The 21,910-nt window shown below is 73.3% G+C and carries 18 protein-coding genes; 9 read left to right on the forward strand and 9 right to left on the reverse strand.

Features of this window, described 5'->3' with window-relative positions; translation table 11 throughout:
* Positions 1-4 precede the first annotated feature (4 nt).
* The 4 genes from ACF9IK_RS31565 to ACF9IK_RS31580 form a co-directional block, all read right to left on the reverse strand.
* A complete protein-coding gene (locus tag ACF9IK_RS31565) occupies positions 5-847 on the reverse strand; it encodes a sugar phosphate isomerase/epimerase family protein (RefSeq protein ID WP_395297478.1) in 843 nt (280 codons plus the stop codon).
* 69 nt (positions 848-916) lie between these two features.
* Positions 917-1,555 carry a class I SAM-dependent methyltransferase gene (locus ACF9IK_RS31570; RefSeq protein ID WP_395297479.1) on the reverse strand — a complete coding sequence of 213 codons (639 nt, stop codon included), beginning with the start codon at positions 1,553-1,555 and terminating at the stop codon, positions 917-919.
* Positions 1,556-1,686: 131 nt separating this feature from the next.
* The gene (locus tag ACF9IK_RS31575; protein ID WP_395297480.1) at positions 1,687-2,796 is read right to left on the reverse strand and encodes a 2-deoxy-scyllo-inosose synthase; all 1,110 of its coding nucleotides are present in this window, start codon (positions 2,794-2,796) and stop codon (positions 1,687-1,689) included.
* A gap of 207 nt (positions 2,797-3,003) precedes the next feature.
* The gene (locus ACF9IK_RS31580) at positions 3,004-4,326 is read right to left on the reverse strand and encodes a TrpB-like pyridoxal phosphate-dependent enzyme (protein ID WP_395297481.1); all 1,323 of its coding nucleotides are present in this window, start codon (positions 4,324-4,326) and stop codon (positions 3,004-3,006) included.
* Between the two features lie 317 nt (positions 4,327-4,643).
* Here ACF9IK_RS31580 and ACF9IK_RS31585 point away from each other — a divergent pair, with 317 nt between their 5' ends.
* The 3 genes from ACF9IK_RS31585 (at position 4,644) to ACF9IK_RS31595 (ending at position 8,459) form a co-directional block, all read left to right on the forward strand.
* Positions 4,644-5,300, forward strand: a complete 657-nt coding sequence (locus ACF9IK_RS31585) for a GyrI-like domain-containing protein (protein WP_395297482.1) — start codon at positions 4,644-4,646, stop codon at positions 5,298-5,300.
* A 412-nt stretch (positions 5,301-5,712) separates the two neighbouring features.
* Complete coding sequence (locus ACF9IK_RS31590) at positions 5,713-6,582, forward strand: AraC family transcriptional regulator (protein ID WP_395297483.1); 870 nt, start codon at positions 5,713-5,715, stop codon at positions 6,580-6,582.
* Positions 6,583-6,938: 356 nt separating this feature from the next.
* Entirely contained in the window at positions 6,939-8,459 is a 1,521-nt protein-coding gene (locus ACF9IK_RS31595; RefSeq protein ID WP_395298729.1) for an MFS transporter, read from the forward strand.
* Between the two features lie 337 nt (positions 8,460-8,796).
* Here the strand turns inward: ACF9IK_RS31595 and ACF9IK_RS31600 are convergent, their stop codons facing one another.
* A complete protein-coding gene (locus tag ACF9IK_RS31600) occupies positions 8,797-9,546 on the reverse strand; it encodes a FadR/GntR family transcriptional regulator (protein WP_395297484.1) in 750 nt (249 codons plus the stop codon).
* Between the two features lie 346 nt (positions 9,547-9,892).
* Between ACF9IK_RS31600 and ACF9IK_RS31605 the strand changes: the two genes are divergently transcribed.
* From ACF9IK_RS31605 to katG, 6 genes are all read left to right on the forward strand, one after another.
* Entirely contained in the window at positions 9,893-11,353 is a 1,461-nt protein-coding gene (locus tag ACF9IK_RS31605) for an amino acid permease (RefSeq protein WP_395298730.1), read from the forward strand.
* A complete protein-coding gene (locus tag ACF9IK_RS31610; protein ID WP_395297485.1) occupies positions 11,350-12,708 on the forward strand; it encodes a glutamine synthetase family protein in 1,359 nt (452 codons plus the stop codon). Before ACF9IK_RS31605 ends, ACF9IK_RS31610 begins: the two co-directional genes overlap by 4 nt.
* A 14-nt stretch (positions 12,709-12,722) precedes the next feature.
* On the forward strand, positions 12,723-13,457 hold the full coding sequence (locus ACF9IK_RS31615) for a gamma-glutamyl-gamma-aminobutyrate hydrolase family protein (protein WP_395297486.1): 735 nt from the start codon (positions 12,723-12,725) through the stop codon (positions 13,455-13,457).
* A complete protein-coding gene (locus ACF9IK_RS31620; RefSeq protein WP_395297487.1) occupies positions 13,454-14,827 on the forward strand; it encodes an aldehyde dehydrogenase family protein in 1,374 nt (457 codons plus the stop codon). The genes ACF9IK_RS31615 and ACF9IK_RS31620 overlap by 4 nt, the downstream gene beginning before the upstream one ends.
* Positions 14,828-14,832: 5 nt before the next feature.
* Positions 14,833-15,600 (forward strand): 3-oxoacyl-ACP reductase, encoded by a 768-nt coding sequence (locus ACF9IK_RS31625; RefSeq protein WP_395297488.1) that lies wholly within the window; start codon positions 14,833-14,835, stop codon positions 15,598-15,600.
* Between the two features lie 252 nt (positions 15,601-15,852).
* The gene (gene katG / locus ACF9IK_RS31630) at positions 15,853-18,078 is read left to right on the forward strand and encodes a catalase/peroxidase HPI (protein ID WP_395297489.1); all 2,226 of its coding nucleotides are present in this window, start codon (positions 15,853-15,855) and stop codon (positions 18,076-18,078) included.
* Positions 18,079-18,213: 135 nt separating this feature from the next.
* Here the strand turns inward: katG and ACF9IK_RS31635 are convergent, their stop codons facing one another.
* The 4 genes from ACF9IK_RS31635 to ACF9IK_RS31650 all read right to left on the reverse strand — a co-directional run bounded on the left by ACF9IK_RS31635 (position 18,214) and on the right by ACF9IK_RS31650 (position 21,909).
* Complete coding sequence (locus tag ACF9IK_RS31635; protein ID WP_395297490.1) at positions 18,214-18,498, reverse strand: antibiotic biosynthesis monooxygenase family protein; 285 nt, start codon at positions 18,496-18,498, stop codon at positions 18,214-18,216.
* Positions 18,495-20,063 carry a class I adenylate-forming enzyme family protein gene (locus ACF9IK_RS31640; protein WP_395297491.1) on the reverse strand — a complete coding sequence of 523 codons (1,569 nt, stop codon included), beginning with the start codon at positions 20,061-20,063 and terminating at the stop codon, positions 18,495-18,497. The genes ACF9IK_RS31635 and ACF9IK_RS31640 overlap by 4 nt, the downstream gene beginning before the upstream one ends.
* Positions 20,056-21,015 carry an aromatase/cyclase gene (locus ACF9IK_RS31645; RefSeq protein WP_395297492.1) on the reverse strand — a complete coding sequence of 320 codons (960 nt, stop codon included), beginning with the start codon at positions 21,013-21,015 and terminating at the stop codon, positions 20,056-20,058. Before ACF9IK_RS31645 ends, ACF9IK_RS31640 begins: the two co-directional genes overlap by 8 nt.
* 132 nt (positions 21,016-21,147) lie before the next feature.
* Positions 21,148-21,909: an SDR family NAD(P)-dependent oxidoreductase gene (locus ACF9IK_RS31650; protein ID WP_395297493.1), complete on the reverse strand. Its 762-nt coding sequence runs from the start codon at positions 21,907-21,909 to the stop codon at positions 21,148-21,150.
* Between the last annotated feature and the right edge of the window lies 1 nt (position 21,910).

Here is a 21,910-nt window from a genome sequence, read left to right on the forward strand (position 1 = left end):
GGCCTCAGCCCCGGAGACCGTCGGCGGCGGCGACGGCGGCGGTCAGCACCTCGCGGCTGCGGCGCAGCGCGTGCTCGTACTGGTCGGCGTGGTTGTACAGCTCGACGCTGACGAACCCGTCGTAGCCGCCGCGACCGAGCACCGCGAAGAAGCCGGCGAAGTCGATGTCGCCGTCCCCGGGGATCTCGTGGTGGTGCACCCGGCCCTTGATGTCCTCGACCTGGATGATCCGGGTGTACGGCAGGTTCCGCTCGACGGAGCCGAGGTAGTCCTCCTCCACCACTCGGCAGTGGCCGAGGTCCTGGGCGAGCGCGAAGCGGTCGGAGGCCAGCTCGTCGGCGAGCCGGGCCACCCCGTCGTTGGTCTCCAGGAAGAACTCCGGCTCGGGCTCCATCGCCAGCACCGCGCTGCCCGGGCCGTCCAGCACCTGCCGGATGCCCTCCGCCAGCCACTGCCGGGCCTGCTCCTCGGAGACCTCGGCCTTGCGCTTGCCGGTGGCGAAGTTGACGTAGGGGATGCCGAGTTCGTCGGCGATCCGGACCGACCGCCGCACCAGGTCGACCCGGCGGGCCCGGCCCTCGGCGGTGGGGTGGATCAGCGAGGGCTCGAACCGCTCCTCGCCCAGCAGGTTGTCCGCGCCGGCGGCCAGGCAGCAGGCGGTCAGGCCGGAGCGCTCCAGTGCCTTGCGGATCGGTGCGGCCTCGGAGGGGCCGAAGGCGAACGGGTCCAGGTGCGCCGGGTGGAGCGAGAGCTCGATCCCTTCGTAGCCGGCGTCGGCGACCGCCTCGATCGCCCGCTCCACCGAGATCGTCCGCAGGCCGTTGGCGTTGTAGGCAAGCTTGACCACAGCAGTTCTCCTTGTCTCGGCCGGTGCTGACCGGCCGTCGGGTCCGGTGGGCTCACACCGGCGGATGGGTCACTTCTCGGCGGTGGCGTGCACGTGGAAGTCGTGCCAGGTCCGCAGCTCGATCCGGTGGAACCCGGCGGCGCGCAGCATCTCCTCCAACTCGCCCAGGGAGAAGCGCAGGTGCACCTCTTCCGGGCCGGCGCCGTCGGGCTGGCGGGCGTACCAGGCCTCGATCTCCCGGTTGCGCTCCTTGTCGGCGGTCTTGCGGTAGTCGGCCAGCGCCACCCGCCCGCCGGGGCGCAGCACCCGGTGCATCTCGGCGATGGCGGCCGGCGCGTCGTCGGCGAGCTCGTGCAGGACGTAGGTGGAGATGACCAGGTCGGCGCTGTCGTCGGCGGCGGGCAGCGGCACCACGGAGCCCACGGTGCGGGTGACCCGGTCGGCCACCCCCTCCCGGGCGGCCCTGGCGGCGAGCACGTCCAGCAGCTCCGGGCTGCCGTCCACGCAGTGCACCGAGCCCTGCGGCCCTACCGCCCGGGCGGCCGGGACGGCCGCGTAGCCGGTGCCCGCGCCGACGTCGATCACCTGCTGGCCGGGCGCGGCGCCGACGGCGCGCAGCAGGTCCTGCACCTCGCCGAGCGCCCAGCGCAGCGGACCGTCGAGCCGGTAGACCGTCTCGGCGATCTCCGGGGAATGCGCGGTGTTCATCGGGATGACTCCTTCGGGGGCCGAACGGGCGGTCCGGCCCTGCTGGTTCGGCTGGTCTGCTGGTCTGCTGGTCGGGGCGTGCACGGGGCGTCCGCGCGGACGCGGTCGGGCGTACGGGGCGTCCGCGAGGCTCAGGCGTCGGCGAGGACGCTCTTCAGCAGGGGCTCGGGCACCGGCGTCTCGTGGTCGCCGTCGACGGTGTGCACCCGGCCGATCTCGGGCACCAGCACGAACCGCACCGCGCTGCCGGCCCGGCGCTTGTTGTCGCTCAGGATGACCTCGACGATCCGCTCGGGAGTGAACTCCTCCGGCACCGAGGTCGGGCTGCCCATCAGGGTGCCGAGCACGTGCTCCTGGCGCTCCAGCACCTCCGGGTCGGTGACCCCCAGCCGGATGCCCAGCCGGGCCGCGGCACACATCCCGATGCCGACCGCCTCGCCGTGCAACAGCCGGCCGCCGGAGAGGAACTCCACGGCGTGGCCGACCGTGTGGCCGTACTCCAGGATGATGCCGGTGCCGCGCTCGCCCGGGTCCAGCTCCAGGATGCCCAGCTTGCTGCGGACCACCTCGTGGCAGACCCCGAGCAGGTCGTCCCGGATCCCGCCGACGCCGTCGGCCAGCAGGCCCTCCAGCCTGCCGAACCAGGCGGCGTCGTTGACCAGGCCGTTCTTCAGCGCCTCGACCAGCGCGCTGCGGTGCTGGCGCTCCGGCTCGGTGCGAAGCATCGCCACGTCGGCCCAGATGAAGATCGGCGCGTGGTAGACGCCGAACTGGTTCTTGCCGAGCGCGCCGTTGATGGCCTGCTTGTTGCTGAGGGTGCCGTCGGTGAGGTTGAGCATGGTGGTCGGGATCTCGACGAAGCGCAGGCCCCGGTAGACCATGGCGGCCGCCAGCCCGGCGAGGTTGCTGATCATGCCGCCGCCGAGGGCCCCGACGACCGAGTCCTTGGTGGCGCCGGCGGCGACCAGGCGCTCGCACAGGGCGGTCAGCTGAGGCCAGCCCTTGACCTGCTCGCCCTCGGCCACGGTGATCAGGTTGACCGCGACGCCGGCCCGGCCGAGCTTGTTGGCCAGGTCCCGGCCGAAGCGCTCGTACAGCGGCTCGCTGGTGACCAGGTAGAACTCGTCGAAGTCGTAGTGTCCCAGGTACTCGGGCAGGCGGTCCCCGATCCCGTCGCCGAGATAGAAGGGGCAGCTCGGCTTGGTCCCGCTGGACAGCTCGATGATGGTTCCGTCGGACACGTCGGTCCTTTCGTGCAGGGTGTCGGAACGGGGGTGTCGGAACGGGTGGTGCGGGCACGCGGCTGGTTCCGGGTGCGGCCCCGCGCGCCCGCGCGCGATCTGCGCGCGGGCCGCGGAGCGTGTGGTCGGTGGGGTGGGTGGTGGTCGGTGCTGCACGGCCGGCCGCGCAGCACCGTCCCGTGCGCGGTGCGGGTGCGGCACGGACGCTCAGCGATGGGCGAGGTAGCCGTCAAGGTCGAGCAGGCCGTTGCCGCTGACGCAGGCCACGATCACCTCGGACCGCCCGGTCTCGCGGGCCAGCACGGCCCGCTCCACCGCGGCGCGCAGGGCGTGGCAGGACTCCGGGGCGATCAGCATTCCCTCGGTGGAGAGCACCAGCCGCCCGGTCTCGAAGGCGTCCGCCTCCTCGTACGCGGTCGCGTCGAGCAGTCCCTCGCCGCGCAGCACGCCGATCAGCGGCGAGCCGCTGTGCTGGCGCAGCCCGCCGACGTGCGTCTCCGGGAGCTCGTAGTCCCGGCCCAGGGTGTACGACTTGCTGAGCGGGGTGACGCCCTCGGGGTCGGCGTGGTCGTAGCGCAGCGTGCCCCGGGTGAGCCGCGGGGCGCTCGCCGACTCCGCGCCGAGCAGCAGCAGCCCGTCCCCGCGCTCGGCCTTCTCGGCCAGGAACGGGCCCATGAAGCCGCCGAGGTTGCTGCCGCCGCCGACGCAGGCGATCAGCGCGTCCGGCTGCTCGCCGAGGGCGGCCAGCTGCGCCTTGGTCTCCTGGCCGATGACGGTCTGGTGGATCAGCACGTGCGCCAGGTTGCTGCCGGAGATGTAGCGGGTCTCCGGGTGCAGTGCGGCGTGGCTGATCGCCTCGCCGATCGCCGTGCCGAGCGAGCCGAGCAGGTGCCGGCCGTCGCGCAGCAGCGCCTTGCCGACCGGGGTCTGTTCGCTCGGGGAGGGGTGCACCTCGGCGCCGAGCATCTCGATCAGCGCGTTCCGGCCGGGCTTCTGCCGGGCCGACACGCCGGCCCAGTAGATGACGGCCTTCAGACCGAAGCGGCGGGCGGCCCAGGCCACCGCGTGGCCCCACTGGCCGGCGCCGGTCTCGGTGACCAGCGTCCCGACGCCCTGCTCGGCCGCGTAGTGGGCCTGCGCGATCGCCGAGTTGAGCTTGAAGCTGCCGGTCGGCAGGACGTCCTCGCGCTTGAGGTAGATCCGGGCCGGGGTGTCCAGGTAGCGCTCCAGGGCGCGGGCGCGCAGCAGCGGGGTCGGCCGCCCGATCGAGGCGAGCTCCTCGCGCACCCGCTCCGGGATCTCCAGGAAGGGCTCGGTGGCGGCGTCCTGGGCGCGGACGGCGTCGAGCCGGATCCGCTGCTGCAGGGCGATCCGCGAGCCCCAGTCGTCCTGCTCGGCGCCTTCGGGCTCGCGCGGCGGCGGCACAGCGCCCGGTAGGCTGGGGACGAGGTTGTACCAGTGCGACGGGACCGAACGGGGGTCCGCCGCGGCCGGCACCGGTACGGGGGTCCACGGGGCGGCTGGAGTCACGATGCATCCCTCTCGTCATCCGGATGGGGGAACCGTGCACGTCAGTCTCCGCAGCCGACGGACCGGGTGAGAAGCGGATCGAGCGTTGTTGACCGGCTCAGTCAAGCTTCGGATCGGTTGCCCGGGTCGGGCTTGACCGGAACGGTGGGAAAGCGGTTCCCGGTCCCGGATCCACGGGTTTCGCGGCCCGGACCGCGCGGCCGGCCGCGGTGACCGATCCCGCGCGCCCTCGTTCGCCCCTGCGGGGGCCTGTGGCCGCAGTGACCCCCGGGTGCCTCGCGCCCCTCGATCCATCAGCCGTACGGGAGTTCGGAACCATGAGTACCACCGGCAGGGCAGAGAAGACCGACCACCGCAAGCTCGGCGGCGCGCTGTACAGCGCGAAGTCGGTCCCCCAGGTCGTCGACGTCCCCGAGTTCGCCTTCCTCGCCGTCGACGGCGTCGGCGACCCCCGGCAGAGCCCCGACTTCGGGCCCGCCATCGCGGCGCTGTACGCCGCCTCCTACGCCCTCAAGTTCGCCGTCCGGGCCGAGACCGGCCTGGACTACGCGGTGATGCCGCTCGAAGGGCTCTGGCACAGCAACGACCCGCACTTCGACGCGGTCTCGGCCGACTCCTACGGCCCCGGCGCCCGGGCCGGCTGGGAGTGGACCCTGCTGATCCGCCAGCCCGTCCCGTACACCGACGCACAGCTGGCCGGTGCGCTCGCCAAGGCGGAGGCCAAGGCCGAGGGCAGGGCCGGCACCGAGGCGGTCGGCCGGGTCCGTCGGGAGTCCTTCGCCGAGGGCCGCTGCGTCCAGGTGCTGCACAAGGGGCCGTACGAGACCGAGCCGCGCACCGTGAAGCTGCTGCACGACTACCTGCACACCGAGCGGCTCGCCGAGGCCGGACGGCACCACGAGATCTACCTCTCCGACCCCACCAGGACCGCGCCCGAGCGGCGGCGCACCATCCTCCGGCAGCCGGTGTCCTGAGCCCCTGGTACGTTCGGACCCGGACGGTGCCCCCGTGGCCGCCGTGGCGCGCACCCGTGCACCGCCCGAGTACCGCCGGTGCACCGGTGGGCCTGCTGGACAGCCCCGGAGGGCCCCCCTAGCATCGGGAGAATCCCCGCTCGGGTCCACGACCCGCCGGGGGTCCGTCTTCGCCCGGTTTCGGGCCTGCTCCGGGGTGGTGTCCCGCACGGACCCGCCCCGGGCCGACGACTAGGGACGTCCGACCCTGGCGCGCACGGGGGGTGATCGCGCAGGTTTGCAGTGATGTGCGATCTATCGGCGTGCGTGTCAGCGACCCGTCCGTCGCCAGGTGTCGGCCCAGCAGGCCCGGACTCGGCTCCGGTGGCAGGCCCGTGCGACGGACCCGAGAACCGGAGGGCTTCAGTCCGCTATGAAGATCGACACGCTCAGCAGCCACGACGAACGACTGCGCCGGGCCATCCCGCACATCGTGGCCCAGGTCAGGGACGGTGAGGCGGCCGTCTCCCTGGAGGAGCTCGCGATGGCCACCAACACCTCTCCCGACTACCTGCGCCGGGTGTTCCGGCACCAGGTGGGCGAACCCATCCACCGGTACGTGCGCAGACTCAGACTCTCCCTCGCGGCCTACCGGTTGGTGTACGGCGACCGCACGATCATCGACATCGCGGTGAGCGCCGGGTACAACTCGCACGCGGCCTTCACCCGCGCGTTCCGGTCCGCGTACGGGATCTGTCCCACCGACCTGCGGACCAACCCGCAGAACACCACCTGGAACACCGCCGGCGCGGCCGGCACGGACATCCGCCCGGCGGCCATCCCGCAGCGCCGGGTCGCCTTCTACTCCCACCTCGGCCCGATCGACAGCGCCAACACCGCGTGGGAACGACTGCGCGGCTGGCTCACCACCCAGGGGCACTGCCCCGCCCGCTCCAAAGCGCTGGGAGTCTCCTACGACGACCCGGACTTCTTCATCGGGGCCCGGACCAGGCACGACATCTGCGTCCCGGTCTCCGACCGCTTCGACCCGCAGGCCCGCGACGGCATGGGGGTCCAGGTGGTACCCGCCTCGACCGGGCTGGCGATGCGTCACGTCGGCCCGCCCGAACTGATTCCGTTCACCTACATGCACCTGGCGGTCAGCGCCGCCACCAAGGGCATGCAGCGCACCGAACGTCCGCCTCTCCCTTATTACTTGGAGTTCTCCTCGTTCCCGTCCGCTCACCCCGAGCGCCAGGTCGCGGTGGACGTCTACCTGATGCCGCACGCCCGCCGGTCCTGATCCGCGGCGGTTCGGTGCCCGGGCAGTGGGCACCGGGCCGCCGGCGGTCGACCGACCGCCGAGCGGGCCGGGAAGGCGGACGTGCCGAGCACGTCCCGACCCCAGGGCGCCTTCGACGGTTCGCAGCTGATGCGATCCGGAGGAGGCGCCCTGGGCCGTCCGGGTGACATAGTGGCCCGCGGACGCGGCGTGCTGCCGCGTCAGATCGCGGCACGGGCAAGGTCGAACGGGGGGATTCCCGCAGGTCGTCGCCCGGTCGCTCGGAACCAAGCAAAGGATGGTTACCCGTGCGGTCCGAGAAGGCTTCGGCCACCTCCGCACCCGTGGCCGCCAGTCAGTCACTGACGCTGGCGGGCATGCTCTTCGCCGTCTCGATGACGTTCATCGACCAGACGATCATCTCCATCGCCGCCCCGGACATCATCCGTGAGCTGCACCTCTCCTCCATGGGCATGCAGTGGGTGGTCAACGCCTACCTGCTCGCGCTGGCGGCCTTCTTCGCCCTGGGCGGGCGGCTCGCGGACGTCCTCGGCCACAAGCGGATGATGGTCGTCGGCACGCTGACCTTCGTCATCGCCTCGGCCCTCTGCGGCGCGGTGCCCTCGGGCGGCGCGGCGCAGACCTGGCTGATCGCCTTCCGGGCGCTCCAGGGCGTCGGCGCCGCGTTCATGTTCCCGGCCGCGCTCGCGGTCGTGGTCGAGGTCTTCCCGGTGGCGCGGCGCGGCCGCGCGCTGGCGCTCTTCTTCGGGGTGGCCGGCGGCCTGACCGCGATCGGCCCGATCCTCGGCGGCTGGCTCACCAGCTGGACCTGGCGGGCGATCTTCTGGGTCAACGTGCCGGTCGCCGTCGTCGCGCTGGTCCTGACCGCGATGGCGAAGATCCGCAACACCCCGCGCAGCGAGCCGATCGACTGGGTCGGCGCGGCCCTGGCGGCGCTCGGCATGGGCCTGAGCGTGTGCGGCCTCCAGCAGGCCGCGACCTGGGGCTGGGACAGCCCGGCGACGTGGCTCTGCATCGGCGGCGGTCTCGCCGTGCTGGTCGTCTTCGTCCTGGTCGAACTGCGCAGCGCGGACCCGCTGATCAAGCTGCGGGTCTTCGCCGACCGCGCGTTCGCGGCCGACAACGCGGTGCTCTTCTTCGCGATGATCGCCTTCGTCCCGGTGTTCTTCTTCGCCTCGGTCTACGCGCAGGTGGCCCTCGACCAGTCGGCCAACGACGCCGGCCTGTACCTGCTGGTCTTCTTCGCGGGCTTCGGCCCCGCGTCGCAGATCGGCGGCCGGCTGCTGGACCGCCGCGGCGCCAAGCTGCCGATGATGCTGGGCACCGCGCTCTCCGCCGCCGGCTTCGCGCTCTGGGCCGGGAAGATCACGGACCTGTCGCTCGGCGCGCAGTGGCCGTACATCGTGATGGCCGGCGCCGGCATCGGCCTGCTGCTCACGGCCGCCTCGACCGACGCCGTCAACCGCGCCATCGGCGCCTCCTACGGCGAGGTCACCGGCATCACCCAGACCGTGCGCAACTACTCGGCCAGCCTGGGTCTCGCCGTCCTCGGCACGGTCCTGCTCAACAGCACCACCGCCAACATCGAGAAGACCCTGCAGGGCCAGGGCCTCCCGATGGACGTCGCGCACAGCACCGCGGAGATGATCACCAAGAGCATCACCGGTCACGGGGAGGCGGGCAGTGCCCCGTCCGACGCCCCGGCGGCGCTCATGGACGCGATCCGCCACGACTTCGCCGCGGCCAACGGGCCGGTGCTGTACGGCATGGCGGTGGCGCTCGCGGTCGCGTTCTTCTGCGCGCTGCTCCACCCCGGCACCCGGGTGACCGCCGAGGCGGACCACGCCGAGAAGGCGACCGCCGGGACGGCCGCCTGACGCCAGTACGGAACCGAGGAGCCGCCGGGTCGCAGGACCCGGCGGCTCCTCGGCGTTCCCCTTCGTTCGCCGCTTCTCCGGCGGCAACCCGAGACTCCGTGATCACCCGTACGGAGTGATCTGCCCGGAGGCGCGGTTGCCCGGGCCCGGATGCGTGCATCAGCCGTCCGGGGCGGACGGATCCGGGGCGAACGGAGTTGCGCATGGTGAACCCCACCACCACGGCGGCGTGTGTGACGGCGGCGGGTGCGGCGGCGGACGGTTCGGCTCGGCGGCCCCTGAGCTGCGCCGGCGCGGTCCGGCCGTCGCCGTCCCCGACCGCACGGGTCCGGAACGCCTACGCCAGGAATCCCCGCAGGAGGGCGGCCGTGGCGGCGAGGTGTTCGTCGGTGGCGCGGCGGGCGGCCTCGCCGTCGCCGGCCAGGATGGCCCGGGCCATCGCGCGGTGCTGCTCGGCGGCGTGCTCGATGTTCCGTTCCAGTATCGGGATCGCGTTGAGCAGGTCGTTCAGGCGCATCCGGGCCTCGGCGATGCCGGCGGCCAGCGTGGGGGAGCCGGTGAGCTCGGCGATGGCGAGGTGGAAGCGCGAGTCCAGCTGCCGGTACTGCTCCGCCGGGGCGCCCTCCAGATCGGTCAGGCGGCTCTCCAGGTAGGCCTGCTGCTCGGTGGAGAGGGTGCGCCGCGCGGCGGCCTCGGCGGCTCCGGTCTCCAGCACCTGCCGGTACGTCAGCGCGTCCTCCAGTTCGCTGCCGAGGTCGCGGGCGGCCCGCCGCAGCTCGGCGACGTCGGGTGCGGGCATCCGGTAGGTGACGAAGGTGCCGCCGTAGCGGCCGCGGCGGGACTCCACGCACTCGGCCTGCTGGAGGGTGCGCAGCGCCTCGCGCAGGGTCTCGCGGCTGACGCCCAGCCGGGCGGCGAGCTCGCGCTCGGCCGGGAGCCGGTCGCCGAAGTCGAAGACGCCGAGCTTGATCGCCTGGAGCAGCCGCTCGACGGTCTCCTCGAAGGCGTTGCCGGTCCGCACCGGGCGGAAGATCGCCCCGGCCTGCCAGTCCAGGCGCGCGCGTGCGCGTGCTTCGTCGACGTCCACGCCCGAATCGTACCCACGGGCGACGCGGGCGGACCCGCCCCGTCCGTTCTCCGCTCAGCTCTTGACGCGGGCCGAGCGCGGGGTGAACGATGCTGCCCACCACCCCAATGGTCTGGTTCCAGTCCATTGAAGAGCCGTCCGACCGTCGACCCCGCCGGGAGCGGCGCGCCACACCGCCGTGGCCGCGCGCCCCCTCGGCACACCTCAACCCCCAGGGGTGCCCATGACTGACGCACGCTCACCCGACCACCCTGCCCCGTCGGTGTTTCCGGCGAACACCGCGACCGTTTCCGCCGACGAACAACGGCTCCGCGAACTGGGCTACACCCAGGAGCTGGCCCGCTCGATGTCGGGCTTCTCCAACTTCGCCGTCTCCTTCTCCATCGTCTCGATCCTTTCGGGCTGCCTGACCCTGTACGGGACGGGGATGAACAACGGCGGCCCCGCGATGATCATCTGGGGCTGGCCGGTGGTCGGCCTGTTCACGCTCTGCGTGGGGCTGGCCATGGCCGAGATCTGCTCCAGCTACCCCACCGCCGGCGGGCTCTACTACTGGTCCGCCAAACTGGCCCGCAGCCGCGGGCCGGCCTGGAGCTGGTTCACCGGCTGGTTCAACTTCCTCGGCCAGGTCGCCGTCACCGCCGGCGTCGACTACGGCGCCGCCTTCTTCACCAACGCCTTCCTCTCGCTCCAGTTCGGCTTCGAGGCGACCCCCGCGCACACCGTGGAGATCTTCGCCGCCATCCTGCTGATCCACGGCCTGCTCAACACCCGGGGCGTGAAGCTCGTCGCCCTCCTCAACAACGTCTCCGTCTGGTGGCACCTGGTCGGCGTCGCCGTCATCGTCGGCGCGCTCGCCCTGCTTCCGGACCGGCACGCCTCCGCGTCCTTCGTCTTCACCGAGTTCGTCGACAACACCGGCTTCCACAACCAGCTCTACGTGGCCATGCTCGGCCTGCTGCTCGCCCAGTACACCCTCACCGGCTACGACGCCTCCGCGCACATGACCGAGGAGACCCACGACGCCGCCCGCTCCGGCCCGCGCGGCATCGTCAACGCCATCACCGTCTCCCTGGGGGCCGGCTGGATCCTGCTGCTCGGCCTCACCTTCGCGATCCGCGACTACGACGGCGCCCTCGCCAGCGACACCGGCGTCGCCCCCGCCCAGATCTTCATCGACGCCGTCGGCACCGGCGGCGCGGAGTTCCTGCTGCTGATCGTGATCGGCGCCCAGTTCTTCTGCGGGATGGCCTCCGTCACCGCCAACTCCCGCATGATCTACGCCTTCTCCCGGGACGGCGCGCTGCCCGGCTCCGCCCTCTGGCACCGCATCGACCCGCGCACCCAGACCCCGACGAACGCGGTCTGGCTGGCCACCGGCGGCGCCCTGCTGCTCGGCCTGCCCGCGCTCTGGAACACCACCGCCTACACCGCCGTCACCTCGATCTCCGTGATCGGCCTGTACATCTCCTACGTCATCCCGGTCTACCTCCGGCTGCGGCAGGGCGACGCCTTCCCGCGCGGCCCCTGGCACCTGGGCCGCTGGAGCCGCCCGATCGGTGCGATCGCCGTCGGCTGGACCGCGTTCATCAGCGTCGTGTTCACGCTCCCCACCGTCAGCCCGATCACCGCCGAGACCTTCAACTACACCCCCGTCGCGGTCCTGGTGGTGGTCGGCTTCGCCGGCCTCTGGTGGCTGGCCTCGGCCCGGCACTGGTTCACCGGCCCGATCCTCACCGCCCCCGCCCCCGCCGCCGCGGCGACGCCGGGACCCACCGCACCGGACCCCGAGATGGAGACCCGTTGAACAGCGCCCGGCTCACCCTCGACGAGTTGCGCACCCGCGTGGCCGACGGCTCCGTCGACACCGTCGTCCTGGCCATGACCGACATGCAGGGCCGCCTCCAGGGCAAGCGCGTCGCCGCCGAGTACTTCCTCACCGACGTCGTCGCCAACGCCGCCGAGGGCTGCGGCTACCTGCTCGCCGTCGACGTCGACATGAACACCGTGGACGGCTACGAGATCTCCTCCTGGGAGCGCGGCTACGGCGACCTGGTGCTCCGCCCCGACCTCGACACCCTGCGCGCGGTGCCCTGGCACCCCGCCACCGCGATGGTCCAGTGCGACGTCGCCCACCACGACGGCCGCCCGGTCGCCGTCTCCCCGCGGCAGATCCTGCGGCGCCAGCTGGAGCGGCTCGCCGCCCGCGGCTGGCACGCCTACGCCGCCACCGAGCTGGAGTTCATCGTCTTCCGGGACAGCTACGAACAGGCCTGGGACAAGGACTACAGCCGGCTCACCCCGGCCAACCAGTACAACGTCGACTACTCCATCCTCGGCACCGGCCGGATCGAACCGCTGCTGCGCCGGCTGCGCAACGGCATGGCCGGCGCCGGCCTCACCGTCGAGTCCGCCAAGGGCGAGTGCAACCTCGGCCAGCACGAGATCGCCTTCAAGTACGCCGAAGCCCTCACCACCTGCGACGACCACTCCGTCTACAAGACCGGCGCCAAGGAGATCGCCGCCCAGGAGGGCTGCAGCCTCACCTTCATGGCCAAGTACGACGAGCGCGAGGGCAACTCCTGCCACGTCCACCTCAGCCTGCGCGACGCCGAGGGCGCACCGGTCTTCGCCGGCGACGGGCCGCACGGCTTCTCCCGCACCATGGAGCACTTCCTGGCCGGCCAGCTCGCCTGCCTGGCCGACTTCGCCCTGCTGCTCGCCCCCACCGTCAACTCCTACAAGCGCTACGTGTCCGGCAGCTTCGCGCCCACCGCCATCGCCTGGGGCCGCGACAACCGCACCTGCGCCCTGCGGGTGGTCGGCCACGGCCCCTCGCTGCGCTTCGAGAACCGCGTCCCCGGCGGCGACGTCAACCCCTACCTCGCGATCGCCGCGCTGATCGCGGCCGGCCTGCACGGCGTCGAGCAGCAGCTCGAACTCGAACCGGAGTTCACCGGCAACGCCTACGCCTCCGACGCACCCCGGGTGCCCGCCACGCTGCGTGACGCGGCCGAGGCCTTCGAACGCAGCGCCGCCGCGACCGAGGCCTTCGGCAAGGACGTGGTCCGCCACTACGCCCACGCCGGACGCACCGAACTCGCGGCCTACGAAAGGGCGGTGACCGACTGGGAGCGGCGCCGCGGATTCGAGCGGCTCTGAGGGGGACGCCACCCGTGACCCGTGAACCGCACCCGACCCGTGAACCGCTCCGCCGCCCCCTGATCGGCATCACCAGCTACCAGGACGAGGCCGCCTGGTCCGTCTGGCGCCAGCGCGCCTCCCTGCTCCCGCAGACCTACGTCGACGCCGTCGTCCGGGCCGGCGGCACCCCCGTCCTGCTGCCACCCCAGCCCGGCGGCGCGGAGCACCTGGCCGAGGCGCTGGACGGGCTCGTCCTGGCCGGTGGACCGGACGTCGACCCGGCCCGCTACGGCGCGGCCGCCGACCCGCGCACCGGCCCGCCCCACCCCGCCCGCGACGACTGGGAGAGCCGGCTGCTGCACGCCGCGCTCGCCCGCGACCTGCCCCTGCTCGGCGTCTGCCGCGGCATGCAGGTGCTGAACGTCGCCCTCGGCGGCACCCTGCTCCAGCACCTGCCGGAGCGGAGCCACCAGATCGTCCCGGCCGGCTTCGTCCGCCACCCGGTCGCGGTCGAGGGCGGCAGCCGGCTCGCCGGCGTCCTCGGCACCGTCACCGACGTCTCCTGCTACCACCACCAGGCGGTCGACCGGGTCGGCCGCGGACTCCAGGTGACCGCCCGGAGTGCCGATGGAACCGTCGAGGCGCTCGAACTGCCCGGCCACCGTTTCGTGCTGGGCGTCCAGTGGCACCCCGAGACCGACCCCGACGACGACCGCCTCTTCCACGCGTTCCTGACCGCCAGCCAGCCCAGGGAGACCACCCGATGACCGAACCGGACCTCCACGAGGTCGTCAACCCCGCCACCGAGGAGGTGATCACCACCGTCGAGCTGGCCGGACCCGCCGAGACGGACGCCGCCGTCGCCCGCGCCCGGGCCGCCTTCGACACCTGGCGCCGGGTCGCCCCGGCCGACCGGGCCCGGCTGCTGCGCGCCTTCGCCGCCGCCGTCGACGCCGACCGCGAGCACCTCGCCGCCCTGGAGGTCGCCAACGCCGGCCACACCATCGGCAACGCCCGCTGGGAGGCCGGCAACGCCCGAGACGTCATCGAGTACTACGCCGCCGCCCCCGAACGGCTCTTCGGCCGCCAGATCCCGGTGGCCGGCGGCCTCGACGTCACCTTCCAGGAACCGCTCGGCGTGGTCGGCGTCATCGTGCCGTGGAACTTCCCCATGCCGATCGCCGCCTGGGCCCTCGCTCCCGCCCTCGCCGCCGGCAACACCGTGATCGTCAAGCCGGCCGAGCTCACCCCGCTCACCGCGCTGCGCCTCGGCGAACTCGCCCTGCAGGCGGGCATCCCGGAGGGCGTGCTGCAAGTCCTGCCCGGCCGCGGGACGGTGGTCGGACAGCGCTTCGTCACCCACCCGGACGTGCGCAAGGTGGTGTTCACCGGATCCACCCGGGTCGGCAAGGAGATCATGGCCGGTTGCGCCGCCCGGGTGAAGCCGGTCACCCTCGAACTCGGCGGCAAGAGCGCCAACATCGTCTTCGCCGACGCCGACCTCGCCAAGGCCGCCGCCACCGCCCCCTACGCCGTCTTCGACAACGCCGGCCAGGACTGCTGCGCGCGCTCCCGGATCCTGGTCGAGGCCTCCGTCCACGACGAGTTCATGGCACTGCTGGAACCCGCCGTCCGCGGGGTGCGGGTCGGCGACCCGGCCGACGAGAAGACCGAGATGGGCCCGCTGATCTCCGCCGCCCACCGGTCCAGGGTCGCCTCGTACGTCCCCGACGCCGCGGCCGTCGCCTTCCGCGGCACCGCCCCGGACGGGCCCGGCTTCTGGTACCCGCCGACCGTGCTGGCCCCGGTGCGCCACGACGACCCGGCCTTCACCGAGGAGATCTTCGGCCCGGTGGTCGCCGTCGTCCCGTTCCGCGACGAGGAGGACGCCGTGCGCATCGCCAACGCCACCGAGTACGGCCTCTCCGGCTCGATCTGGACCCGCGACGTGGGCCGCGCCCTGCGGGTCTCCCGTGCCGTCGAGGCCGGCAACCTCTCCGTCAACTCGCACTCCTCGGTGCGCTACACCACCCCGTTCGGCGGTTTCAAGCAGTCCGGCCTCGGCCGCGAGCTCGGCCCGGACGCCCTCGACGCCTTCACCCAGACCAAGAACGTCTTCATCTCCACGGAGGAGTGATCAGCATGACTCAGCGACTCGACGGCCGGGTGGCCGTCATCACCGGCGCGGGCAGCGGCATCGGCCTGGCCACCGCCCGCCGGTTCGCCCAGGAGGGAGCCAAGGTGGTCTGCGCCGACCTCGACCCGGAGACCGGCGCCAAGGCCGCCAACGAGGTGGGCGGCCTCTTCGTGGAGGTCGACGTCACCGACGAGCCGGCGGTGGAGGCCCTCTTCCAGAAGGCCGTCGACACCTACGGCCGGGTGGACATCGCCTTCAACAACGCCGGCATCTCCCCGCCCGACGACGACTCCATCCTCACCACCGGCCTGGAGGCCTGGAAGCGCGTCCAGGAGGTCAACCTCACCTCCGTCTACCTCTGCTGCAAGTACGCGATCCCGCACATGCAGCGCCAGGGCAAGGGCTCGATCATCAACACCGCGTCCTTCGTGGCCGTGATGGGCGCGGCGACCTCGCAGATCTCCTACAGCGCCTCCAAGGGCGGAGTGCTGGCGATGTCGCGCGAGCTGGGCGTGCAGTTCGCCCGCGAGGGCATCCGGGTCAACGCGCTCTGCCCCGGCCCGGTGAACACCCCGCTGCTCCAGGAGCTGTTCGCCAAGGACCCGGAGCGGGCCGCCCGCCGCCTGGTGCACATCCCGCTCGGCCGGTTCGCCGAGCCGGAGGAGATCGCCGCCGCGGTGGCCTTCCTCGCCTCCGACGACTCCTCCTTCATGACCGCCAACACGTTCCTGGTGGACGGCGGCATCTCCGGCGCGTACGTCACCCCGCAGTAGCCGGGAGCCGGCGCGGCGGCCGGGCGGACCCTCGGGACCGCCCGGCCGCCGCCGTGTACGGCGGCGCGGTGGGAATCCCGGCGAACCCGCCGGGCGGGACGGCTGCATCCGGCGTGTTGCGGACGGTCGCAGCGCTAGCCTGGGGACGGAAGCACCCCCAGCACGGCAGGGGACGGCCGGGGCCCGGCGCCCCGGAGGTTCCACCGCTCGAGTTCTAGCACACCGTGATCCGCCTGGTACGGAAGGATTCCCATGTCTGAGAACCACGATGCAAAGGTCGTAGCGGCGGAGGAGGCCGGCGGCTGCCCGGTCGCGCACGGGCGCGCCCCGCACCCGACCCAGGGCGGTGGGAACACCCGGTGGTGGCCGGAGCGGCTCAATCTGAAGATCCTCGCGAAGAATCCGGCCGTGGCCAATCCGCTCGGAGAGTCGTTCGACTACGCCGAGGCGTTCCGCGGCCTCGACCTGCCGACCGTGAAGCGGGACATCGAGGAGGCGCTCACCACCTCCCACGACTGGTGGCCCGCCGACTACGGCCACTACGGCCCGTTCGTCATCCGCATGGCGTGGCACAGCGCCGGCACCTACCGGATCAGTGACGGCCGCGGCGGCGCCGGGGCAGGCCAGCAGCGGTTCGCACCGATCGACAGCTGGCCGGACAACGCCAACCTCGACAAGGCCCGCCGGCTGCTCTGGCCGGTGAAGAAGAAGTACGGCCGCAGCCTCTCCTGGGCCGACCTGATGATCCTGGCCGGCAACGTCGCCCTGGAGTCGATGGGCTTGCGGACCTTCGGCTTCGGCGGTGGCCGGGTGGACACCTGGGAGCCGGAGGAGGACGTCTACTGGGGCCCGGAGACCACCTGGCTGGGCGACGAGCGCTACACCGGCGACCGCGAGCTGGAGAACCCCCTGGGCGCGGTCCAGATGGGCCTGATCTACGTCAACCCGGAGGGCCCGAACGGAACCCCGGACCCGCTGGCCGCGGCCCGCGACATCCGCGAGACCTTCCGCCGGATGGCGATGAACGACGAGGAGACCGTCGCCCTGATCGCCGGTGGGCACACCTTCGGCAAGACTCACGGGGCGGGGCCGGCGGAGAACGTGGGCCCGGAGCCGGAGGCCGCGCCGCTGGAGCAGCAGGGCCTCGGCTGGAAGAGCGGTTTCCGCACCGGCAAGGGCGGCGACGCGATCACCAGCGGCCTGGAGGGCGCGTGGACGCCCACCCCGGTGACCTGGGACAACAGCTTCTTCGAGACGCTGTTCGGCTACGAGTGGGAGCTGACCAGGAGCCCCGCCGGGGCGTACCAGTGGAAGCCGAAGGACGGCGCCGGCGCCGGCACCGTGCCCGACGCCCACGACCCGGCCGTCAGCCACGCCCCCACGATGCTGACGACCGACCTCTCGCTCCGCCTGGACCCGGTCTACGAGCCGATCTCGCGGCGCTTCCTGGAGAACCCCGAGGAACTGGCGGACGCCTTCGCCCGGGCCTGGTTCAAGCTCACCCACCGCGACATGGGCCCGGTCGTGCGCTACCTCGGCCCCGAGGTCCCGACCGAGCGGCTGCTCTGGCAGGACCCGCTGCCGCCGGTGACCCACCCGCTGGTCGACGCCGCGGACGTCACCGCGCTCAAGGCCCGGGTGCTCGACTCCGGCCCGGCGGTCTCCGACCTCGTCTCCGCCGCGTGGGCCGCGGCCTCCTCGTTCCGCGGCAGCGACAAGCGCGGCGGTGCCAACGGCGGGCGGATCCGCCTGCAGCCGCAGAGCGGCTGGGAGGTCAACGACCCCGACCGGCTGGCGGGCGTGCTGCGCACCCTGGAGGGCGTCCGGACGGCCTTCAACGCGGAGCAGACCGGCGGCAAGCAGATCTCCTTCGCCGACCTGGTCGTCCTCGCGGGCTGCGCGGCGGTCGAGCAGGCGGCGCGCGGCGCCGGCTTCGACGTCGAGGTCCCGTTCGCGCCCGGCCGCGCGGACGCCTCACAGGAGCAGACCGACGTGGAGTCCTTCGCCGCGCTGGAGCCGGGTTCCGACGGGTTCCGCAACTACCTGGCGAAGGGCACCCGGCTGCCGGCCGAGTTCCTGCTGATCGACCGGGCCAACCTGCTGACCCTGAGCGCCCCGGAGATGACGGTCCTGGTCGGCGGCCTGCGGGTGCTGGGCGCCAACCACCAGCAGTCGTCGGTCGGCGTGCTGACCGGGACCCCCGGGGCCCTGACCAACGACTTCTTCGCCAACCTGCTCGACCTGGGCACGACCTGGACGCCGACCTCCGAGGACGCCACCGCGTTCGAGGGCCGCGACGCCGCCACCGGCGAGCTGAAGTGGACCGGCAGCCGGGTCGACCTGGTCTTCGGTTCCAACTCCGAGCTGCGGGCCGTCGCCGAGGTCTACGCGAGCGACGACGCGAAGGAGAAGTTCGTGACGGACTTCGTCGCGGCCTGGGACAAGGTGATGAACCTCGACCGGTTCGACCTCCGCTGACCCGCTGACCGGTTGACCCGCGTGGCCGGGCCGGCCCGGCCGTGCGAGCCCCGGACCGCCCGCCGCCCGCCCGACTGCCGCGCCCCCGGATCTCCTCCGGGGGCGCGGCAGTCGGCGTTGCGGCGGCGCCGGGGGTTAGTCCTCCTCGACGGTCTCGAACGCGTCGGGCTCGGGGGTGGCGAGCCCGCCGAGGTCGCGGACCTTCTCGCGGAACGCGTCGGCGCTCATCGCCGCCCGGTGGGACTCCGCGTCGGTCCAGCGCGCCGTCTCGATGAACACCTCCGGCCGGCGGAGCGAGCGGTAGAGGGTGTGGCTGAGGAAGCCGGGCTGGGCGCTCATGTGCTCGGTGATGCCGGTGAGGACCTTGCGGAAGGCCTCGACGTCGCCGTGCACGGTGAGCCGGTTGATGACGGTGATCATGTCCTGTCTCCAGTGGGTCGGTCCGGGCGGGCCGCTCCGGCGGCCCGGCGCAGGTTGCGGCGGAGGATCTTGCCGTTCGGCGAGCGGGGGATGCGGTCGACCGCGTCCAGGTACCGGATGTGCTGGTAGTAGGGCAGTCGGTCGTTGACGAAGGCGGCCAGCTCGTCGAGCGAGGGGCCGTTGCCGAGGTCCGGGGTGAGCACGACGAAGGCGTGCGCCACCGCTCCGGTCACCGGCTCCGGGTGGTCGACGACGGCGCAGTCCAGGACGGCCGGGTGGCGGATCAGCACCTCCTCGATCTCGGTCGGGGATACCAGCCAGTTCTCGTGCTTGAAGACGTCCTTGAGCCGGTCGACCAGGAACAGGTGGCCGTCCTCCGCCTGGTAGCCGATGTCCCCGGTGGAGAACCACCCGTCGGCGTCGGTCGCCGGAACGTCGGCGTTCAGGTAGCCGGCCATCAGCTGGGGGCCGCGGACCTGGACCTCGCCGCGCTCCCCGGCGGGCAGCGGAGCCCGGGTCTCCACGTCCACCACCCGGCAGTCGGTCCCCGGGACGGGGCGGCCGACCGAGCCCGGGCGGGGGTCGCCGGGTCGTTCGCAGTGGGTGAGCGGCGAGGTCTCGGCGAGCCCGTACCCCTGCACCACCGGGATGCCGAACTGCTCGCCGAGCACTCGGGCCTGGGCCGGCAGCAGCGCCGAGCCGCCGGACAGCACCGCCCGGACGGTGTCCAGCCGGAGCTCGCCCAGGCCCGGGTCGGCGGCCAGGGCCGCCAGGCGGACCGGCAGGCTGTAGAGGTGGGTGGCCCGGTTCCGGTTGGCCGCCGCGACCGCCGCGGTGGGCGCCGAGTCGGGGCAGAGCACCTGCGTCGCCGCCGCGTGGACGGCCGAGTTGAGGTGCATCGGATGGAACAGCGGCAGGTGGTTGACGGTGACGCTGTCGCCGTCCAGGCCGTGCACGGCGGCGATCTGCGCCGCGTTGGCGACCAGGTTGCGGTGCGTCAGCCGGACGGCCTTCGGATCGCCGGTGGTGCCGCTGGTGAACTGGATGCACGCCACCGCGTCGAGGTCGGGCGCCGGGCCGCGCTCGCCCGGCGGCAGCAGCCCGGTCGGCAGCCGCTCGGCGGTGATCACCCCGCCCAGCTTCGGCAGCCGCGGGCGCAGCCGCTCCAGACGCTCGGCAACCTGCCGCGGGGCGACCACCGCGGCCACCTCCGCGGTGCCCAGGGCGTGCACCATCGCGTCGTCGCCCATCAGCGGGTTGACGACGGCCACCGTGTGGCCGGCCCGGACGGCGCCGTAGTACGCGACCACGAACGGCACGTCGAGGGCGGCCACCACGCCCACCACCGCCCCGCTCCCGCCGACCGCGGCGGTGAGGGCGCCGGCCGCGGTGTCCACCTCGGCGTCCAGGTCGGCGTAGGTGGTGTCGCCGAGGGGGGTGCGCAGGGCGACCCGGTCGGGTGCCACGGCGGCGGCCCGGCGCAGCAGGCCGTCGAGCGGGAGCTCGGGCACCAGGCCGGGCGCCGGCCCGGTGCCGGCGTCGGGGGCGGTGTCGGTGTCAGTCACGGGCCGCACGGAGGCGCTCCTCGGCGAACTGCTGCGCGTAGCGCAGGGTCTGCAGGCTGTTGGTGCTGAGCACCCGGCGCAGGTAGGCGCGGGCGTCGGCGACCGTGGTGCCCTCGCCGAGCAGGTGGAGGGCGGAGGGCTTGATGGTGGCGGTGTGCCGGGCCCGGGCGATGACGCCCTCGGGGGTCTCCTCGAAGACCCAGTGGCCGGTGTGGCCGTCCAGCAGGGCGGGGAGGTTGATCTGCTTGTAGACGATCTTGTTGATCTCGGGCAGGCAGACCCGGACCGACCGGGTGGTGTGCTCGCTCCCGTCCGGGGTGTGGGTGTGCATGTCGAAGAACTGCACGCCCGGGACCTCCTCGGTCATGTCGAGCTTGGTGACGTGCGGGACGCGCTCGGGCCACTTGTCCGCCGCGTACAGGAACTCGTAGACGTCCTCCAGCCGGCCGCCGATGAACAGCGGGTCCTCGAAGGAGATGACCCGGGGCTCAAGATCGGCCCACTGCTCGGCGCTCTCGCGCAGCGACTCCAGCTGGGCGGGGGCGCGCTCCTCGTGCTCGGCCGTGATCCGGGCGGCCGCCTCGGGGTCGTCTCCGGCGGTGGTGAAGGTGTGGACGAGCTCCACCGCGGTCGCGCCCTCGCCGTGCGGGGTGAACGTCCAGGCGGCGGTGGCCGACGCGAGCGGGGCCGGCGGGGCCACCTGCTCCAGGGTGATCCGCAGGCCGGCGCGGTCGAGCCGGCGACGGGCGTCCCAGGCGTGCACGCCGGTGCCGCCGGTCAGGGCCCAGCGGCGGACCAGCTGGACGCCGTCGGCGTCCTCCTCGACGATCTCGCCGTGCACGGCGGGTCCGAAGTGCTGCACCCAGGCGGCGAGGTCCGCCGTCAGGTCGAAGCAGAGCTCGGCCGGCGCCTGGACGATCGCGTTGTGCCGGACGGTGTGCGTGGTCGACATGCCGTTTCCTCTCTCAACGGGGGAGCTCGACGAGGAGCTCGGTGGGCCGGAGCCCGGGGCTGACGGAGCGCCGGAGGCGCATCGGGGTGAAGACGGGGGTGGTCGTCGCGCGGCCGTCGGGCGCGCGCCGGGTCAGCGGCCGCCGGAGACGTCGACGACGGCGCCGGTGATGTTGCCGTTCGCCTCCGAGCAGAGGAAGGCGACGGTGCGGGCCACGTCCTCGGGCGCGCTGAGCCGACCGGTCGGGGTGCGCAGCCGCTCCCGCTCGCGGACCTCGGCCGGCAGGTCGGCGAGGACGCCCTCGGTCCGGGTCAGGCCGGGGCTGACCACGTTGACCAGGACGCCGTCAGGCCCGGCGTCCCAGGCGAGGCTGCGGGCGAAGCCGTGCAGGGCGGCCTTGCCCGCGGCGTAGAACTCCTGGCCGGGAGCGCCGTCCCGGGCGAGGTGGGAGGAGACCAGCGCCACCCGGCCCCAGCCGCGGGCCCGCATCCCGGGGAGCACCAGCTGGACGGTGCGCAGGGTCTGTTCCAGGTTGTCCCGCAGCAGCGGCTGCCACTCCGCGGCCGGCACCTCCTCGGTGCGGCTGCCGGGCGGCCGCCGCCGGCCGCGCCGCAGCGCGTTGGCCACCAGGACGTCGACCCCGCCCCACCGCCGCTCCACCTCGGCGAAGGCCGCGGCGACGGAGTCCGGGTCGCCCAGGTCGTACGGCACGGCGAGGGCCCGGCCGGCCGCGGCGCCGAGCTCCTCGGCGAGGGCCCGGGCCTTGGCCTCGCCGGTGCGGTAGGTGACCGCCACCCGGGCGCCCTCGGCGGCGAACGCCCGCGCGGTCTGCCGGCCGATGCCGGCGGAGGCGCCGGTGACCAGCACCGTCCGGCCGGTGAGCCCGAGGTCCACG

It is taken from the genome of Kitasatospora hibisci (assembly GCF_043950205.1).
Classification (GTDB): Bacteria; Actinomycetota; Actinomycetes; order Streptomycetales; family Streptomycetaceae; genus Kitasatospora; species Kitasatospora hibisci.

Coding starts and splice junctions, on each gene's coding strand:
- ACF9IK_RS31620 (WP_395297487.1), top strand. CDS start 13,454: ATGACCGAACCGGACCTCCACGAGGTCGTCAACCCCGCCACCGAGGAG.
- katG (WP_395297489.1), top strand. CDS start 15,853: ATGTCTGAGAACCACGATGCAAAGGTCGTAGCGGCGGAGGAGGCCGGC.
- ACF9IK_RS31625 (WP_395297488.1), top strand. CDS start 14,833: ATGACTCAGCGACTCGACGGCCGGGTGGCCGTCATCACCGGCGCGGGC.
- ACF9IK_RS31590 (WP_395297483.1), top strand. CDS start 5,713: ATGAAGATCGACACGCTCAGCAGCCACGACGAACGACTGCGCCGGGCC.
- ACF9IK_RS31570 (WP_395297479.1), bottom strand. CDS start 1,555: ATGAACACCGCGCATTCCCCGGAGATCGCCGAGACGGTCTACCGGCTC.
- ACF9IK_RS31595 (WP_395298729.1), top strand. CDS start 6,939: ATGCTCTTCGCCGTCTCGATGACGTTCATCGACCAGACGATCATCTCC.
- ACF9IK_RS31605 (WP_395298730.1), top strand. CDS start 9,893: ATGTCGGGCTTCTCCAACTTCGCCGTCTCCTTCTCCATCGTCTCGATC.
- ACF9IK_RS31645 (WP_395297492.1), bottom strand. CDS start 21,015: ATGTCGACCACGCACACCGTCCGGCACAACGCGATCGTCCAGGCGCCG.
- ACF9IK_RS31635 (WP_395297490.1), bottom strand. CDS start 18,498: ATGATCACCGTCATCAACCGGCTCACCGTGCACGGCGACGTCGAGGCC.
- ACF9IK_RS31585 (WP_395297482.1), top strand. CDS start 4,644: ATGAGTACCACCGGCAGGGCAGAGAAGACCGACCACCGCAAGCTCGGC.